The sequence below is a fragment of the Embleya sp. NPDC020630 genome, from assembly GCF_044334985.1.
Taxonomy (GTDB): domain Bacteria; phylum Actinomycetota; class Actinomycetes; order Streptomycetales; family Streptomycetaceae; genus Embleya.
In genome coordinates this window covers 399,558-416,766 of record NZ_JBIRUB010000005.1, presented here as the reverse complement: position 1 = coordinate 416,766, position 17,209 = coordinate 399,558, and the positions used below count along the sequence as shown (strand labels likewise).

The window sequence follows — 17,209 nt, the reverse complement described above, 5'->3', positions numbered from 1 at the left end:
TCGCAACGCACGACGCATCGACATGGCACCGCCCCGTGGGAATCGTCGATCGGAGACATCCGTGACGTGGCCCCGTCCACTTGGTTCGGTTCGGTCGTCGCCATCGCCGGCGGCGTTTGCGCAACTACCTTGATGCTTAGGGCAGTTGATCGCGGCCTTCGCCCGCCGCGCCGTCTCGGGTCAGGGGAAGAGGGCGTGGAGCTTGGGGAGGAGTCGGGCTCGGGTGGTGTCGGTGAGGCCGTCGTCCGGTGGGCTCGGATCGGCCGGGAGGTCGATACCCAGGGCGTCCAACGCGTTTTCCAGGCCGTCCTCCTGTCCCGTTCGCGCCTCGTACGCCTCTGCGGCGACGTAGGCCAGTTCCTCCCACTGCGGCCATTCCGCGTCGGACCAGGATTCGAACGGCCGGCCGGCCAGGCACCGCACCTCCGGCAGGTCGGCGAGCGCGTCCGGGTCCGCGACCACCCGCTCGTAGGCGTCGCGGCCCAGGCCGATCACCCAGGGTTGGAAGTACCAAAAGCCGTCGTCGGAGCAGAAGCCACCCATGATCCGCGCGGCGGCGGCCCACGACACCCGTGTGTCCAGCGGCCGGCGCACCTCGTCCAGGCCGACCTGGAAGCCCACGATCTCCGGCAGCGGAAGGCCCGAGAGCCGATCGCACAACACGCGCAGGCGTTCGTTCGGGTCGGCGCCGGTCCGGCGGGCTTCCTCGATCAGGTTCCACACGTCGTCTCGATGCACGATCGCCACCCTGCCGGCCGGGTCCGACACCGCCGCCACGACGCCGCTGCCGATGGCCAAACGGATCGAATCTGCGAGGCCCATGGCGTAAACATCCTGGCATCTGCAAGGATGACGCTCCGCAGGCGACGGCCCGGCCGCCGCCTGCGTACATCGGCTTCGCTCCGGCGGGAGAGACGCGCGTGGCTAGGATCCGGCCGTGAACACGTTCGGGATCGGTGACGCGGCGGCTCTGCTCGGTGTGAGCGCGGACACGGTGCGGCGATGGGTGGACTCCGGTCGACTCGACGCGCGGCGGGACGAGAACGGCCGGCGGGTGGTGGACGGTGCGGCGTTGGCCGCGTTCGCCCGCTCGACGGCCGCCGGCGACGCCCGCGCGGACAGCGAACGGCTCGGCTGGTCGTCGGCGCGCAACCGCTTCCGCGGCATCGTCACCGACGTCCGCAAGGACACGGTGATGGCCCAGGTCGAGATCCAGGCCGGACCGTACCGGGTGGTCTCGCTGATGAGCGCCGAGGCCGCGGACGAACTCGGCCTGCGGGTCGGCGTCCTCGCCACCGCGGTCGTGAAGTCGACGAATGTCATGGTGGAGCGGACCGAGGGCGCGCGCGAGCACTCCCTCGAATAGCTGGGAGTGGGCACAGTGGGCGCAATCGGGACGGTGCGAGCCAGGCGGGCGATCGCGGCGACGCTGCTCGCGGGGGCGATGGTGACCCTTGCCGCGTGCGGCGACGACGACGGGAAGAAGAGCGACAAGGACGCCCCGAAGGCCGCCCCGCAGGCTCCCGGCAGCACGCCCGCCGCCGACGCCAAGCCGCTCAAGGGCACCGTCACCGTGTTCGCCGCCGCCTCGCTGACCGAGACGTTCACCGCACTGGGCAAGCAGTTCGAGACCGCCCACCCCGGCGTCACCGTCAAGTTCAACTACGGGGGCAGCTCGGCGCTCGCCGCGAGCATCAACCAGGGTGCGCCCGCCGACGTGTTCGCCTCCGCCGACGAGAAGAACATGAAGCTCGTCACCGATGGCAAGAGCGCCGACGGCACACCCACCGCGTTCGCGAAGAACACCCTCCAGATCGCGGTGGCCCCGGGCAACCCGAAGAACGTCAAGTCGCTCGCCGACCTCAAGCGGGACGGCCTCAAGGTCGCCCAGTGCGCCCCGCAGGTCCCGTGCGGCGCCGCCGCCAAGACCGCGCTCGACGCGGGCGGCGTCAAGTTCACCCCGTCGACGCTCGAACAGGACGTCAAGGCCGCGCTGACCAAGCTCACCCTCGGCGAGGTGGACGCCGCGCTCGTGTACCGCACCGACGTCAAGGCCGCGGGTGCCAAGGTGGTCGGCGTGGACTTCCCCGAATCCGCCCAGGCCGTCAACACGTACCCGATCGTCCCGCTCGCGAAGGCGCCCAACGCCGACGCGGCCAAGGCGTTCGTCGCCTTCGTCCTGGCCGAGCCCGGCCGCACCGCGCTGACCGCAGCGGGTTTCCAGGCCCCGTGATCGGCTCTCCCCGGGTCCGCCGCCGCGTGCGGGCCGAACGTCCGCGCCGCGGCGGCGCGCCCCTGGCCCTGCTCGTCCCCGGCCTGATCGGCCTGGTGTTCCTGGTGCTGCCGCTGCTCGGACTGCTGATCCGGGCGCCGTGGAGCAACCTGGGGAGCCAACTCGGCAGCGGCGAGGTCCGCGAGGCGCTGAAGCTCTCCCTGTTCACCGCGACGATGGCCACCGGCATCGTGCTCGTGCTCGGTGTGCCGCTGGCGTGGCTGCTCGCCCGTACCGACTTCCCCGGGCGACGCCTGGTCCGGGCGCTGGTCACCCTGCCGCTGGTGTTGCCGCCGGTGGTGGGTGGTGTGGCGCTGCTCCTGGTGCTGGGCCGCAGGGGCCTCGTCGGCGAGTGGCTGGACGACACGTTCGGCTACACGCTGCCGTTCACCACCACCGGGGTGATCGTGGCCGAGGCGTTCGTGGCGATGCCGTTTTTGGTGATCAGCGTCGAGGGCGCGCTGCGGGCGGCGGATCCGCGGTACGAGGAGGCCGCGGCCACGCTGGGCGCGTCCCGCTGGACCGCGTTCCGCCGGGTCACCCTGCCGCTGATCGCCCCGGGCGTGGCGGCGGGCGCGGTACTCGCGTGGGCCCGTGCGCTCGGCGAGTTCGGCGCCACCATCACCTTCGCCGGCAATTTCCCGGGCAAGACCCAGACGATGCCGCTCGCCGTCTACCTCGCGCTCGAAACCGATCCGGAGGCGGCGATCGTGCTCTCCCTGGTGTTGTTGGCGGTGTCCGTGCTGATCCTGGCCGGCCTGCGCGAGCGTTGGATGACCACGTCGTGACCGGCCTCGACAAGACACCCGACCCGGCGCCCGGCGCGGCACCCGACCCGGCAGCCGACGCGACCTCCGGTCTCGACGCGCATCTCGTCGTCGCCCGCGACGCGTTCCGTCTCGACGTACACCTGAGCGCCGCGCCCGGCGAGGTGGTCGCGCTGCTCGGCCCCAACGGCGCCGGCAAGACCACCGCGCTGCGCGCCCTGGCGGGCCTGACTCCCCTCGGCGGCGGGCACACCCGGCTCGCCGGCGTCGACCTGGAGGATCCGGGCCGACGCCGGTACACCCCGCCCGAGCGGCGACCGGTGGGCGTGGTGTTCCAGGACTACCTGCTCTTCCCGCACCTGTCCGCGCTGGACAACGTCGCCTTCGGCCTACGCTGCCAGGGCGTCGGCCGGCGCGAGGCGCGCGCCGCGGCGGCCGGGTGGCTGGAGCGGGTCGGCCTGGCCGAGCACGCCGGCGTCAAGCCGGGTCGGCTCTCCGGCGGCCAGGCGCAGCGGGTCGCGCTCGCCCGGGCGCTGGCCACCCACCCCCGGTTGCTGCTCCTGGACGAGCCGCTGGCCGCCCTCGACGCGCGCACCAGGGTGGAGATCCGCGCCACGCTGCGCCGGCATCTCGCCGACTTCGACGGCGTCGCGGTGGTGATCACCCACGACCCGCTCGACGCCATGGTGCTGGCCGACCGGCTCACCGTGATCGAGGCGGGCCGCGCGGTCCAGGACGGCACCCCGGCGGAGGTGGCCCGGCATCCGCGCACCGATTACGTGGCCCGCCTGGTCGGCCTGAACCTGTACCGCGGCACCACCTCCGCCGGCGGCGTCGAGCTGGCCGCCGGGCAGCGGCTGGTGGTCGCCGAAATCCCGGACGCGGCCGAGGTGTTCGTGGCCTTCCCGCCGTCGGCGGTGACGCTGTACCGCAGCCGCCCCGACGGCAGCCCGCGCAACCTGTGGCAGGCCGAGGTGGACGGCATGGAACTGCACGGCGACACGGTGCGCGTCGAGCTGACCGGCCCGGTGCCGCTGCTCGCCGACGTCACGCCACTGGCCGTCGCCGAACTCGAACTCGCGCCCGGGAAGCCGGTATGGGCGGCGGTGAAGGCCACCGAGGCGCGTGCGTACCCGGCCTGAACACCGTTGCCGCGCGCGATGACGGTGCGAGCGTGCACGATGGTCCCCGTGACGAGCCTGACCACCACCGACGCGACCCGTGCCCGGATGAGTCGCCAACGCAGCAAGGACACCGACGTCGAGGTCGCGCTGCGCCGTGTCCTGCACGGCATGGGACTGCGCTACCGGGTGCACCGCCGCCCGCTCAAGGGCATCCGCCGCGAGGCCGACGTCGTCTTCGGCCCGGCCAAGGTCGCCGTCTACGTCGACGGCTGCTTCTGGCACGGCTGCCCGGTGCACGCGACCTGGCCCAAGCGCAACGCCGAGTTCTGGAAGACCAAGATCGAGGGAAACCGCACCCGCGACGCGGACACCGACCGGCGGATGGCGGAAGCCGGCTGGTTGGTCGTGCGGGTCTGGGAGCACGAGGACGCGGTCGTCGCGGCGGCCAGGGTTCGGGATGCGGTGATCGCCAGGCGCGCGGCCGGCTAACCTGTCCGCATGGCACGACCCATCACCATGATCGACCTGTTCGCGGGCTGCGGTGGAATGACGTCCGGGTTCGCCACCGCGAAGGGCTTTCGGCCGGTCATGGCGGTCGAGTGGAACCTGCACGCGGCCGCGACCTACGCCGCCAACTTCGGCGAGGCGCACATGCGCTGGGGCGACATCGCGGAGATCCCGGACCGGGACATCCCGCGCGCCGACGTGATCATCGGCGGCCCGCCCTGCCAGGGTTTCTCCAACCTCGGCAGCCGCAACGTGGAGGATCCGCGCAACAAGCTCTGGAAGGAATACCTGCGCTTCGTGCGTCGGGCCAAGCCCAAGGTGTTCGTGATCGAGAACGTGGACCGCTTCCAGAAGTCCGCCGAGTTCGCGCTGTTGCTCGCCGAGGCGCAGCCCGGCGGCCTCCTGGAGGGGTACGAGCTGACCGACGCGCTGCTCCCGGCGGTGGACTACGGCGTTCCGCAGCGCCGCAAGCGGGCGATCGTGATCGGCTCGCGGATCGGCCGGATCGAGGCGCCCGAGCCGACCCACGGCCCCGGCCGGCGGCTGCGCTGGAGCACCGTCCACGACGCGATCGCGGATCTGCCGCGCGTGCCCGGGACGACCAGCCTGCCCACGTCGAAGACCGAGTTCTTCGGCCGCCCGGTGCCCGGCGTGTTCAAGGAGGCCGACCTGCACCTCGGCCGCACGCCGACCGAGCGCTCGCTGCTGCGCTACGACTGCGTGCCTCCCGGCGGCGGCCGATTCGACCTGCCCGACCATCTGCTTCCCGACTGCTGGCGGAACAAGAAGACGGGCACGACGGACGTGATGGGCCGGATGCGCTGGGGCCACCCGTCGCTGACCATCCGGACCGAGTTCTACAAGCCCGAGAAGGGCCAGTATCTGCACCCGCAGTGGAACCCGGACGACCCGGCCGACCGGGTCAACCGGCCGATCACACACCGCGAGGCGGCCCGGCTCCAGTCCTTCCCGGAGACCTTCGTATGGTGCGGGTCCAAGACCGAGATCGCGCGGCAGATCGGCAACGCGGTGCCGCCGGGGTTGGCGGAGGCGATCGCCCGGCAGCTGAAGCCGAGGTTGCGCGAGGCGGGGTGATCGGTGGTCGGGGGGCGATCGGCGCCCGCGACCGGTCAGGAGGGCGTTTCCTCGTCCAGGGCGTACATCCGGGGCGGTAGCTGCTTCTCGGCCAGGTCCAGGTCGGTCCCGTCCAGGTCGAGCCACACCCGATCGCGGCGCTCGGCGGGGCGGTCGAGGCCGCTCGCGGCCCAGGTGAAGATGCCGCATACGGTGGCCCGCTCCCGGTCCGGTGCCTGGATCTGCGCGGCGAAGCAGACGGCGAGCGCGGTGCGGGTGGGGATCAGGTACTGCTCGTTGTCCGGGTCGGGCCGGCCGGTGGTGGCCGCGCGTGGGGGTTCGAGGACCTTCATCCAGGTCAGCGTCGCGCCCGGGGCCTGACCCGCGAAGCAGTCGGTGACCGCTTCGCGCAGCGCGGCGGCCGGGTCGTCGCCGAGCCAGTCGAACCAGGCGTCCTGGTCGAGCAGTTTGCCGAAGTCGTCCCGCGGCCGCCCGTGGTGCGGGTTCTCCCGGTACTCCCCGGTGAGTACCCCGTCGGGGCCGACCAGCCAGGCACCGCGGATCGCCTCGCCGGGCACGTAGCCGTTCGGGTCGTCGGCATAGGCCGGGTCGATCTCGGCGACCGAGCCACCGGGCGACTGCGCGGCGGCGGCGACGAGTCCGGGGTCGTCCGGGGGCTCGCGTCGTACCACGGAACCGGTCACCGGGGGCTCACCCATGCCTACCACTCTCCAGCGCTCGTCGACGGTGTCGGAGCGCTCGGCTCATCCGCGCGGCCCCGGACAGGTCGGCCATTCTCGCGCACGACCGTGGGCGGTCGGCCCCCGGGCGACCCGCTCCGGCCCGCCGTCAGCGCCCCCAGGCGACGGTGATCGCCTTCGTATGCTCGGCCGCCTGCTCCCGGGCCGTGGCCGCCTCGGCCGCCCGGCCCAGTTCCTCGGCCAGCCGGGCCCGGCCCAGCCAGTTGTACGGGCTGCTCGGTCGCAGGTTGACCCGCTCGCTCAGGAGGGTGCGGGCCAGGTTGTGCCGGTGTGCGCGCAGGGCCGCCTCGACCAGGGTCTGCTGGATCGCGTCGCGCTGCGCGTGGCTGCCGCCGAAGGTGTTCAGGCGGTGCCGGATCGGGACGAGGATGTCGACGGTGTCCGGGTAGCGTCCCTGTTCGAAGGCGACCAGCGCGCGGCACACCGGCAGGCCGACCTCGGCGGTCATGGCGTGGTTGCTCACCCCGGGATGCGGATCGGCCAGCCACCGCTCCCGGTCGCGGACCACCGCCTCGGCGTCGGCGATCCGGCCGGCGCCGAGATGGGCCATCACCGCGTGCACGTCGTTGAAGGCGTAGTACGGGCCGTCCGCGCGGGCCGCCCACGCGTCGGCCAGTCGGGCCCAGCGCTTCGACTGTTCGCCGCCCGCGAGGTGGATGCGCCACAACAGGGCGGAGGCGTCCAGGAGTTCCATCGCGGCGCCGATCGAGCGGTCGTTGTGCAGCACGGCGTCGTAGATCGCCAGCGCCCGGTCGATCGCACCGGCCTCGATCGCGTACAGGCCGTAGTGCCACCAGTTGTGCACGTTGAGGTAGTTGCCGCCGGACCAGTCGCCGACCCGGGCGTCCAGGAAACGGATGCCCTCGGCGAAGCGGCCCTGCATCTCGTACGTGTGCACCACCGCGTGGATCGCCCACACATCGCGCGGGTGCGCCGCCACGGCGGCCAATCCGGCCTGTTCGGAACGCTCGTAGTGGCCGGTCTCCTCCAGGCCGAACGCGGACATCCCGAGCAGGGGCCCGTAGTGCGGATCGTGCGGATCCCACGCGCTCAGCGCGCCGCCTACACGGTCGCGCAGCCGGGTCGCGTCGCCGGTGAAGAAGTCGATCTGATGGCCGATCGCGAGCGCGAGCGTATCCCGGGGATGCGCCACGACCAGCTCGCGCAGGATGTCGCCGGCCCGGTGGATGTCACCCGCCAACCACGCCTCGGCGGCCTCGAGGTGGGCCGACTCGCGCGCATCCCCCCGCACCCCGCCGGCCGCGAACGCCGCAAAACGCTCCCGCGCGGCGGCGGCATCGCCCGGCTCGGTACCCAGCAACCCGAGATAGGCGGCGAACGCATGCCCCATCGGCGCCTCGGGAGCCGCCGACAACACGCCCTCCACCTCGGCGGAAACCTCAGGCCGAAAGAACAACAACGCATCAAGCCCACGCTCGAAGTGCCCGGCCGCCTCCGCCCCCATCCCGGACAACCCGAGCCCCTGCCGATCCACCACGCCCACAGAGATTCCTTCCGCCACACCCGAGCCCCACCCCGATTAAACACGCCGCGCGTGCCCGGGCCGGAGCTCATCGGGTGATTTGTCGGGATCGATGCCTTCGTTGATTCGGGTGGAACGATCGGATCGGCCTCGGGTGAACCGGCGAGGCCGGTGCCCACCGTCGGCCGTATCGGGCGGATCGTGCGCGCGGCGAGGCTGGGGGTGACCCGGTATCGGCCGGGACCAGGTCGGCCTCGGGACGTTGCCCATGTTCAGGAATGCTCTTCGTACGCTTGCCGCGCAGCGCATGCGGTTGGCGCTCACCGTGCTGGCGATCGTCTTCGGTGTCGCCTTCGTGGCCGGTGTGCTCACGCTCAAGGACACCATCACGGAGGCCGCCGCCACCTCGGCCGCGGACGACTTCGCGGGGGTGGGCGTGGGGGTTCGCGCCGACTCGGAGCACGGCGCCGGCGATCCGGCTGCCTTGGGACCCCGGCTGGTGGAGCGGCTGCGCGGGCTGCCCGGCGTGGCGGCCGTGCGCGGCTCCGTCACCGGACCCGCCGTGGTGGTCGACCGCGACGGGGACCTGGTCGGTCGGGTGGAGGAGTCCGCAGGTACCAACTACGCGCCCGGGCCGGAGGGTTTCGATCCGCTGTACCGGCTCGCCGAGGGCCGCGCGCCGAGCGCCGCCGGCGAGGTCGCCCTGGACGAGGCCGGGGCCCGGGCGGCCGGCTACCGGATCGGCGACCGGCTGCGCGTGGTCGCCGGCGGCGGCACCCTGGACGCCACCCTCGTCGGCACCGTGCACGCCGTCGACGCCCGGATCCGGCTCGGCGCCACCCTCACCCTGTTCGACACCCCCACCGCACAGCGGCTGTTCGCCGCCCCCGACACCTACGACCTGATCACCGTCGCCGCCCGCCCCGGCACACCCGACGCCGCGCTCCTGAACGCCGTCCGCCCCCTCGTCCCCGCCGGCGCCGAGGCGGTCACCGGTGCCGCGCTCACCGCCGAGCGCCGCGACCTGGCCTCGGCCGGGACCGCGGGACTGGCCACCGGGCTGCTGGTGTTCGCGGGTATCGCGCTGTTCGTCGGGACGTTCATCATCACCAACACCTTCACCATGCTCATCGGCCGCCGCACCCGCGAACTCGCGCTGCTGCGCGCGGTCGGCGCCACCCGGCGGCAGGTCACCCGCTCGGTGCGCCTGGAGGCGCTGATCACCGGCCTGGTCGGCGCGCTGCTCGGGCTGCTGCTCGGGGTCGCGCTGGCCGCCGGTCTGCTCGCGCTGCTGCGCGGCACCGACGCCGCACCGCCGCGCGGCCCGCTCGTGGTGCGGCCGGGCACGATCCTGTGGTCGCTCGTGGTGGGCATCGGGGTGACCGTCGCCGCCGCGTGGCTGCCCACCCGCAAGGTGGCCCGGATCGCTCCGATGGCGGCGCTGCGCGCGAATCCGCCGAACCCGGCCGGGCTGTTCCGGCGCAATCTGGCCGGCCTGCTCCTGATCGGCGGGGGTGTCGGCGGCGGTTATGCCACGGTCAAGGCAGCCCCGGGCGGCAACGGCGAGCCGGTTCTGGTCACGGTGTGCGGCGTGCTGGCCGCCACCGGCGTGCTGATGCTGATCCCGCTGCTTTCGGTCGGCGTCATCGGGGTGCTCGCGCGACCGCTGACCCGGGTGTTCGGGGTGACCGGGACGCTGGCGAGCCGCAACGCGCTGCGGGATCCGCGCCGCACGGCCGCGACCGCCTCCGCACTGATGGTCGGCCTGTTCCTGGTCACCGGCCTGACCGTGATCGGCGCGTCGCTCAAGGACAGCCTCGACAACGCGGCGGCGCGCGGGCTGACCGCCGACTACGCGGTGTCCACCACGCTGCGCGACCCGATGGCCGCCGCGACGGTGGACCGCATCGGCCGGTTGCCGCACGTCGAGGCGGCGAGCGTGTACCGCACGGCGACCGCGCGGATCGGCGACGCCGAGCAGGAGGTCGCCGCGCTGGACCCGGTCGCGGGCCCGAAGGTGATGCGCCTCGACTTCGTCGCGGGCGGCCCCGAGGCGCTGGGCACGGACCTGCTCGTGGAGCGGGTCGAGGCCGAGTCGCGGGGGCTGGGCATCGGCGCGAGCGTGCCGGTGACGTACCCCGACGGCACGTCCGGCACCCTGCGCGTCGGCGGGATCTACCGGGCCAATCCGATCGTGCTCCCCTACCTCGTCTCCACCCGCACCCTCGATCCGCACCTCGAACGCCCGCTCGGCCGCCAGGTGTTCGTCAAGAGTGCACCGGGCGAGGCGCGGGCCCTGGAGGCGACGCTGAAGGACACCTTCGGGGCCGATCCGGCCCTGCGCGTGCAGTCGAAGGACGAACTGCGCCGGGGTCTGGGCGCGGCCATCGACCTGCTCCTGAACGTCGTCTACGGCCTGTTGGCGATGGCCGTGCTGATCGCGGTCATCGGCATCGTCAACACGCTGGCGATGTCGGTGCTCGAACGCACCCGGGAAATCGGCCTGTTGCGCGCGATCGGCCTGGATGCCCGCCGGGTGCGCGCGCTGATCCGCCTGGAGGCGGCGCTGATCTCGCTGTTCGGCGCGCTGCTCGGGGTCGGGCTCGGCACCACGGTGGGGGTGCTGGCGGTGCGCGGGATCGACCTGGGCAACGTCCCGCTCGGCGCGACGATCCCTTGGCCGCGGATCGCCCTGTTCGTACTGGGCGCGCTTGGTGTCGGGCTGCTCGCGGCCGCCTGGCCCGCGCGGCGCGCGGCGCGCATGTCGGTGCTCGGCGCGCTCGGGTCCGAGTGAGGTGCCGGTCCACCCGTGGCGGTGTGCGTCCCCGACTCCCGCCGACTGGCCGGACGCCTGGACGGCTGCCGGTACCTTGGCGAACGTGCACCCGCCACCACCCGCGACGATCGCCCGCGCCGTCGTGTTCGACGTCGTCTTGGCCGCCTCGGTCGCCGTGGTGTCCGGACTGCTCCGCGCGCTCGGCTCGTTCGACGACGATGGGATACATCGGCCGGATGCGCTGCCGTGGTGGGGCATGCTCGTCCAAGTCGCCGCCGGCGCCGCGCTCGTACAGCGGCGGCGCCGACCGATCGCCTCCGCCGGCGTCGTCCTCGCACTCTCCCTCGGCGACCCCGTGCTGGCCGGGCCCTTCGCGGCCTACGCGCTCGGCGCCTACGCCCCGCCCCGGCGCGCCGCGTGGGCGCTCGCCGCCGGGCTCGCGGTGACCATGTGCGAGCCGTGGCGGGCGCAGTCGGGGTCGGACGTGTTCGTCGAGCTCCTGGTCGTCGTCACGCCGCTGCTGCTCGGGAAGTACCTCGCTTCGCGGCGCGGCCTGATCCTCGCGCTGGCCGAACGCGCCGAGCGGGTCGAGCGCGAACAGGCCGAACGGGACCGGCAGGCGCGGCTCGAGGAACGCCGCCGGTTGGCGGGCGAGATGCACGACATGATCACCCACCGGGTCAGCCTGATGGTGCTTCAGGCGGGCGCGTTGCGCACCATCGCCGAACGGGACAACGTGCGTTGCGCCGCCGAGGAGTTGCGGCTTACGGGCTGTCAGGCGCTCGCCGAACTGCGCGAGTTGGTGGCCATCCTGCGCGATCCCGACGACCCGACGCCGACCGGTACACCCGCGCGGGACGCGGAGCCGGCCGGTCTGGACGTGTCCGACCTGGTCGCCGACTCGCGGGCGGCGGGCATCGAGGTCGACCTGACGGTGACCGGATCGGCGCCCGCCGACCACGCGCCGGCCGCGGTGCGCGGCGCACGGCGGGTGGTCCAGGAGGCGCTGACCAACGTGCACAAGCACGCCCCCGGCGCACACGTGACCGTGGCCGTGCGGCACGAGCCCGAGGGCATCGCGGTGACCGTCGCCAACACCGCCGGTACCCGGCCCCCCGACGTCGACCTGGGTACGGGCGGCACCGGCCTGCTCGGGCTGCGCGAGCGGGTCGAACTGCTCGGCGGCCGGTTCCGGGCCGGGCCGGGCGACTCCGGCGGGTTCACCGTCGAGGCCCTGATCCCGATCGGCGAATGCGCCGACGCCCCGCCCCGTCCCATCGCCCATCCCGTGCTCGACGAAGGTGCCGCATGATCCGACTGCTGCTCGTGGACGACGAACGTATGGTGTGCGCGCACCTGCGCACCATCCTCGGCGGCGCCGAGGACATCGACATCGTCGGCGAGGCCTACGACGGCGCCGAGGCCCTGGAACACGTAGTCCGCCATCGGCCCGACCTGGTGCTGCTCGACCTGCACATGCCGGGCGTGGACGGGCTGACCGCGCTGCGCCGGATGGTCCGGCTCGACGCGCCGCCCAAGGTCGTCGTGCTGACCACGATCGACACCGACGACCACGTGCTGCGAGCGCTGCACACCGGCGCGGTGGGTTTCCTGCTCAAGGACACCCCGCCCGAGGATCTGGTCGCGCTGCTCCGGGTGGCCGTCGAGGGCAACACCGTGTTGTCCCCGGCGGCGGCCCGCAACCTGATCGGGGCGAGCGCGGCCCGCGAGACCGCCCGCCTCGAGGCCCGCCACACGATCCGCGACCTGACCGAGCAGGAGACCCGGATCCTCGCCTGCCTGGGAGAGGGCATGTCCAACGCGCAAATCGCCGCGCGTCTGTACCTCACGGAACCGACGGTCAAGGCCTACGTCTCCCGCACCCTGACCAAACTCTCCTGCACCAACCGCACCCAGGCCGGCCTGATCGCCCACAACGCGGGCCTGACCCCCGACAAGCCCCAGCCGCACCTGGACGGTTCGGCCGCCGACGGCACCCAGCGCTAGGTCCTGTCCGCCGGACAGGGCCTAGCCGAGGCGGTCGGTCAGCCAGTCGCTTGTGTCGGGGAGCCAGGCGGCCTGGGTGTTGCAGAGGAGGTGGTCGCCGTGGGGAATCAGCAGGATCTCTGCTTCGGGGGCGTCGTGGGTCACGTGGGCGGCCGGCAGTACGCCGGGGGTGATGTCCTCGCCGCCCTCGACCACCCGAAGGGGCGCCTCGATGCGGTCGGCGATGCCGGTGAGGTCGATTCGCGGGCGAACTCCTCTGCGGCGGCCGGGCTTCCGGTGCGTACCGTGAGCGTTTCCCGGACGAAGAGCGGGAGTTGCGGCCAGTCCAGGCGGTACGGGCCGCTGACCGCGACGACGGCCGCCACGCGGGGTTCGTGAGCGGCGGTCAGGAGGGCGTAGAAGCCGCCCAGGCTCAGGCCGATCAGTCCGACCCCGCCGCGTGTGTCCAGGTCCGCCCGCGCGTCGAGGGCGTCGATCACCCTGCTCACCACACGGTGGTAGTCGGCCCGCGGCGCGGTGTCGACCAGCACCCCCTGGCCCGGGCCGTCGAAGGAGAAGACGGCCAGGCCGCGGCGCAGCAACGCCTCGTCCACGGCGTGGAATTCCTCCTTGCCGGAGTTCAACCCCGGCGCCACCACCACGACCCGGGGCGGCAGTGCCGCGTCGACCGGCCGGCGCAGCCGTCCCGCGAACCCCTCCCCCTCGATCCGCACCGCGCCCGGATCCAGATATCCGAACGCCCGCCGCATCGCCGCATCTGCCGCGCGCGCCGCCGCGATCGTGCCCGCGTGGTCGGCGGCCGGCGGGAACGTCGCGCAGTGCAGCCACCGGGCGGCGGTCCGGAACGCCTCCCCCGCCGACACCTCGTGGCCGCCCGCCGCGCACCGCTCGCCCACCCGCAGGTACGCCTCGCCGACCCGACGGAACGCGGCCGGCCACTCGGCGAGCGTGTCCGGGTCGGTCGCCGTGACCCGGTCGTACTCGTACGGATCCAGCCCGCAGGCGATCGCCCGCGAACGGTTGCCGGCAACGAACTGCGGGAGGAATTCCGGGATTTCGAAGACGGTGGAGACATCGGGGAGCACGTTCATGGATGCCATGGTCGTCGTGATCGCCTTTCGGGCGCTGTGTGCGGATGCGGCGGGTGGCAACGGATCGGTGGGCGTCAGACCGCGACGACGTGGTTCGGGAACAACACGCGACCCGTGTGGCCGGTGTCCGCGTACTCCCGTACCGAGACGATCCGGCCGTCCGCCACCTCGAAGATCCCGAGGCACCGGTTGTGGTACTCGACGCCGCCGACCGTAACCGCGTCCGAGGTCCACTCGGCGAACACCACGTCGCCGTCCGCGTGGATCGACACCAGGCGGATCCGTACGGTCTCCGGCCGCAACAGCGCGCCGACGTCGCCGAGGAAGTCCTCGATGATCGTGTCGCGGCCGACCCAGGTGCGGGAGATGGGCAGTTCGCCGGGGTAGGTCCAGGTGGCGTCTTCGGCGAAGCTCGCCCGGATCGTGGTCAGATCGCCCTCGGCGACCGCCTCGACGTAGCGGGTGACGACGGCCTTGGGGGCGGTGGTGGTCATGACGTACTCCTGGGGGTGTGGACGGATCGGGCGGGTGCGGGGGCAGGCGGGCGGGATCACGACACCGTCAGTACCGCCTTGCCCCGCACGCGCCGCTCGCGCAGGTCGGTGAGCACCGCGGCGGTCTCGGACCAGTCGGCGACCAGGCCGAGTTCGGGGTTCAGCCGGCCCCCGGCGACCAGTCGCACCAGCGTGCCGAGGTCGGCGGCGAACGGCGTGTCGCAGTCCATGTAGTGGAAGTGGCGCAGCGTGGCCGACTCGGGGCCGGCGAAGAAGTCGAAGAAGTCGAGGGTGACCGGGGTCCGACTGGCCTGGCCGAACCAGATCAGCAGCCCCCGTCGGCGCAACTTGGCCAGCGCTCGGGGCAGTTCGGTGCCGCCGGTGGATTCGAGCACCACGTCGTACGGGCCGACCGCGTCGCCGACGTCGTGCACGACCGCCGCCGCGCCCAGTTCGACCAGGCGGCGGCCGCGTTCCGGGGATCGGGTGACCGCGGTGACCTCGGCCCCGGCCGCGGCGGCCAGTTCGGTGACGTAGTGGCCGACCCCGCCGGACGCTCCGGTGAGCAGCAGTCGGCGGCCCGCGACCGGCCCCGCCGTACGCAGCAGCCGCAGCGCGGTCAACCCGGCCAGCGGCAGTGCGGCGGCGGTGGTCGCGGCGATCGATTCGGGGAGCGGCGCGAGCGCGGAGGTCGGCACGGCCACGTACTCGGCCCAGCCGCCTCCCATCGGGTGCCCCACGACGCGGGTGCACACCGCCGGCCCCGAGCCGTCCGCCGCGGCCTGGACCACCAGCCCCGCCACGTCCTTGCCCGGCCGGTGTCCCGCGCGCGGCTGCTCCAGCAGGAAGGTCTCGCCCCGGTTCACCGCGAACGCCTCCACCTTGACCAACGCCTCGTCGGGACGCGGCCGGGGCTGCGGCACCTCCTCGGCGACGACCCAGGACCCGATCCCGCCGCTCGGCGTCAACGCCTTCATCTCGATGCCCTCTTCCAGCCCTGTGCCGGGCCGCTCGCCGTGCGCCGGGTCGCTCGCCGTGCGCCAGGGCGCTCGCCGTGTGCGGGGCTGCCTGCCGTGTGCGGGGCTGCCCGCCGGACGCCCCCGGTCGGGTGCGCCGACCCCGCCTCCCCGTCGGGATCAACACAACGCCCCGCACGTCGGCCGGTCCAACAACCGACCGACCCACCCGACAACCAACGGTTGTCGCCTATGGTGAGCGGCATGGATCTGGACCTCGCCCGGGTGCGCGCATTCGTCGCGGTGGCCGACCTCCGGCACTTCGGCCGCGCCGCCGAGCAGCTGGCGATCACCCAGCAGGCGCTGTCCAAGCGGCTGGCCCGCCTGGAGGCCGAGTTGGGCGCCGCGCTGGTCGACCGCGGCGGCGGCCGGGGCGTCACCCTCACCGAGGCCGGCGCACGTTTCCTGGAGCCGGCCCGCCGGGCGCTGGCGGCGGGCGAACTCGCGGTCGGCGCGGTCCGGGACGCCCGGCCGGCGCTGCGCCTCGACGTGTGGGGGCACCTGTACGCGCCGATGCGCACCGTCGCACGGGTACTCGACGCCGCCCCCGGCCTCGGCCTGGAGCCGAGTGCCGGGCGCGACCTGCCGTCGGTGGCCTCGGCGATCCTGCGCGGCGACGTGGACGCCGGCTTCGGCCGGGTACACCCGCTGCCCGGACACGCCCCGCTCGGGCTGACCCATCGCCTGGTCCGCCTCGAACCGGTGGACGCCGTCGTCGGCCCGGACCATCCCCTGGCCGACGCCGCCGAGCTGCGCCCGAGTCAGCTGCGCGACAGCGTCCTGTGGTGCCCGGCGGCCGTGGACCGGCTGGACTTCCTGGCCCGATTCGCCGCCGCGTTCGGAATCGTCGAGTGGGCGGCCGGACCCAACCTGGGCCTGACGCCCTTCCTGGAGCACCTGCGCGACGACCCCACGTGCTTCGCGCTGCTGCCCGCCGACGGCCCGCTGCCCGAGGGCCTCGCCGTACGGTCCATCCCGCTGGTCGCACCCACCCCGCTGTACGCGTGGTCCCTGCTGTGGCCCCCGGACCGCCCACACCCGCGGCTGGACGCCCTGCTCCGCGAGTTCGGCCGGGTAGGCGCCGCCAACCGCTGGCTCGACCACGACCCGTCCCGGGACTGGCTCCCGGGGCCCGACGACGCGTGAACCCGCCTCAGGACACCAGGTCGCGCCAGAACGGCACCGTCGGCTCCGCGTACTCGATGCCGCCGTCCAGGAACTCCGCGGTGAGGTAGTTGGTCAGGTTCGCGCCGTACACCACGATGTCGGTCTGCATCATCGACAACACCGGATGCCCCCACTGGCCCTCGGTCCCGGGCAGGTAGCGGTGGCCGTACACCGGCACCATCCGCGGCACCCGCGCCAGGTGGTACCGCGCCGACTTGAGCGCGTGTTTGCGCTGTGCCGGCCGGGCGCCCCACGCCTCGGGCCAGAACGCGTTGTGCTCGACGTCGAACAGCACACCCTCGGCGGGCAGGGCCAGTCGGGCCCTCAGGTCGCGCGCGCCGCCGTAGCGCCAATTCGGCCACCCTTTGCCGGTCGGCAGCGCGGCCGACAACATCGACCTGTGGTCGGCGGCGAAGCGGAACCCGAGGTCCTGCTCCACGGTCTCGAACTCGGCCCCGGTCAGGCCGGGCAGGAGGTCGGCGCCGGTCCGCTCCAGAAGCAGGCGGAAGTCCCGCTCGGTCGGTCGATCCGGGGGCGGTGTGCTGGTCATGGCCACCGAGCGTAGTCGGCGCCGGTGGCCGCTTCGGGACCACCGGGGCGGCACGCGGCCGGATTTTATCGGAACCGGCCCGGCAAGCACCTGAAAGTCGGCTGACCGGTGTTCTAGCAT

18 protein-coding genes are annotated in these 17,209 nt (G+C 73.4%); 10 read left to right on the top strand and 8 right to left on the bottom strand.

Annotated elements, in window-relative coordinates:
• Positions 1-180: 180 nt before the first annotated feature.
• Entirely contained in the window at positions 181-822 is a 642-nt protein-coding gene (locus tag ACH4XV_RS20625) for a DUF4240 domain-containing protein (RefSeq protein WP_395791741.1), read from the bottom strand.
• 115 nt (positions 823-937) lie between these two features.
• Between ACH4XV_RS20625 and ACH4XV_RS20620 the strand changes: the two genes are divergently transcribed.
• From ACH4XV_RS20620 to ACH4XV_RS20595, 6 genes are read left to right on the top strand one after another with little or no spacing between them, the layout of a single operon-like run.
• Positions 938-1,366, top strand: coding sequence for a molybdopterin-binding protein (locus tag ACH4XV_RS20620; RefSeq protein WP_078974592.1), 429 nt, complete (start codon positions 938-940; stop codon positions 1,364-1,366).
• Between the two features lie 15 nt (positions 1,367-1,381).
• On the top strand, positions 1,382-2,233 hold the full coding sequence (gene modA, locus ACH4XV_RS20615) for a molybdate ABC transporter substrate-binding protein (protein ID WP_395791739.1): 852 nt from the start codon (positions 1,382-1,384) through the stop codon (positions 2,231-2,233).
• Positions 2,230-3,060 carry an ABC transporter permease gene (locus tag ACH4XV_RS20610; RefSeq protein ID WP_395791737.1) on the top strand — a complete coding sequence of 277 codons (831 nt, stop codon included), beginning with the start codon at positions 2,230-2,232 and terminating at the stop codon, positions 3,058-3,060. Before modA ends, ACH4XV_RS20610 begins: the two co-directional genes overlap by 4 nt.
• Positions 3,057-4,181 carry an ABC transporter ATP-binding protein gene (locus ACH4XV_RS20605; protein ID WP_395791735.1) on the top strand — a complete coding sequence of 375 codons (1,125 nt, stop codon included), beginning with the start codon at positions 3,057-3,059 and terminating at the stop codon, positions 4,179-4,181. The genes ACH4XV_RS20610 and ACH4XV_RS20605 overlap by 4 nt, the downstream gene beginning before the upstream one ends.
• A gap of 39 nt (positions 4,182-4,220) precedes the next feature.
• A complete protein-coding gene (locus ACH4XV_RS20600; protein WP_395791733.1) occupies positions 4,221-4,652 on the top strand; it encodes a very short patch repair endonuclease in 432 nt (143 codons plus the stop codon).
• 9 nt (positions 4,653-4,661) lie between these two features.
• Positions 4,662-5,765: a DNA cytosine methyltransferase gene (locus ACH4XV_RS20595; protein WP_395791731.1), complete on the top strand. Its 1,104-nt coding sequence runs from the start codon at positions 4,662-4,664 to the stop codon at positions 5,763-5,765.
• A 35-nt stretch (positions 5,766-5,800) separates the two neighbouring features.
• Here the strand turns inward: ACH4XV_RS20595 and ACH4XV_RS20590 are convergent, their stop codons facing one another.
• Complete coding sequence (locus tag ACH4XV_RS20590) at positions 5,801-6,463, bottom strand: hypothetical protein (protein WP_395791729.1); 663 nt, start codon at positions 6,461-6,463, stop codon at positions 5,801-5,803.
• Between the two features lie 130 nt (positions 6,464-6,593).
• Entirely contained in the window at positions 6,594-8,009 is a 1,416-nt protein-coding gene (locus tag ACH4XV_RS20585) for a tetratricopeptide repeat protein (RefSeq protein WP_395791727.1), read from the bottom strand.
• Between the two features lie 247 nt (positions 8,010-8,256).
• On the opposite strand from ACH4XV_RS20585, the gene ACH4XV_RS20580 reads away from it, so the two are divergent.
• The 3 genes from ACH4XV_RS20580 to ACH4XV_RS20570 all read left to right on the top strand — a co-directional run bounded on the left by ACH4XV_RS20580 (position 8,257) and on the right by ACH4XV_RS20570 (position 12,771).
• Positions 8,257-10,782, top strand: a complete 2,526-nt coding sequence (locus ACH4XV_RS20580; RefSeq protein ID WP_395791725.1) for an ABC transporter permease — start codon at positions 8,257-8,259, stop codon at positions 10,780-10,782.
• Positions 10,783-10,867: 85 nt separating this feature from the next.
• The gene (locus tag ACH4XV_RS20575) at positions 10,868-12,076 is read left to right on the top strand and encodes a sensor histidine kinase (protein WP_395791723.1); all 1,209 of its coding nucleotides are present in this window, start codon (positions 10,868-10,870) and stop codon (positions 12,074-12,076) included.
• A complete protein-coding gene (locus ACH4XV_RS20570; RefSeq protein WP_395791721.1) occupies positions 12,073-12,771 on the top strand; it encodes a response regulator in 699 nt (232 codons plus the stop codon). Before ACH4XV_RS20575 ends, ACH4XV_RS20570 begins: the two co-directional genes overlap by 4 nt.
• 21 nt (positions 12,772-12,792) lie before the next feature.
• Here the strand turns inward: ACH4XV_RS20570 and ACH4XV_RS20565 are convergent, their stop codons facing one another.
• From ACH4XV_RS20565 to ACH4XV_RS20550, 4 genes are all read right to left on the bottom strand, one after another.
• Positions 12,793-12,966 (bottom strand): hypothetical protein, encoded by a 174-nt coding sequence (locus ACH4XV_RS20565; protein WP_395791719.1) that lies wholly within the window; start codon positions 12,964-12,966, stop codon positions 12,793-12,795.
• Positions 12,912-13,862 (bottom strand): alpha/beta hydrolase family protein, encoded by a 951-nt coding sequence (locus ACH4XV_RS20560; protein WP_395791717.1) that lies wholly within the window; start codon positions 13,860-13,862, stop codon positions 12,912-12,914. The genes ACH4XV_RS20565 and ACH4XV_RS20560 overlap by 55 nt, the downstream gene beginning before the upstream one ends.
• 74 nt (positions 13,863-13,936) lie before the next feature.
• A complete protein-coding gene (locus ACH4XV_RS20555; protein WP_395791715.1) occupies positions 13,937-14,356 on the bottom strand; it encodes a nuclear transport factor 2 family protein in 420 nt (139 codons plus the stop codon).
• Between the two features lie 56 nt (positions 14,357-14,412).
• Entirely contained in the window at positions 14,413-15,333 is a 921-nt protein-coding gene (locus ACH4XV_RS20550; protein ID WP_395791713.1) for a zinc-binding dehydrogenase, read from the bottom strand.
• Between the two features lie 243 nt (positions 15,334-15,576).
• Between ACH4XV_RS20550 and ACH4XV_RS20545 the strand changes: the two genes are divergently transcribed.
• A complete protein-coding gene (locus ACH4XV_RS20545; RefSeq protein WP_395791711.1) occupies positions 15,577-16,518 on the top strand; it encodes a LysR family transcriptional regulator in 942 nt (313 codons plus the stop codon).
• 7 nt (positions 16,519-16,525) lie between these two features.
• Here ACH4XV_RS20545 and ACH4XV_RS20540 read toward each other — a convergent pair whose 3' ends face one another.
• On the bottom strand, positions 16,526-17,089 hold the full coding sequence (locus tag ACH4XV_RS20540; protein ID WP_395791709.1) for a hypothetical protein: 564 nt from the start codon (positions 17,087-17,089) through the stop codon (positions 16,526-16,528).
• Between the last annotated feature and the right edge of the window lie 120 nt (positions 17,090-17,209).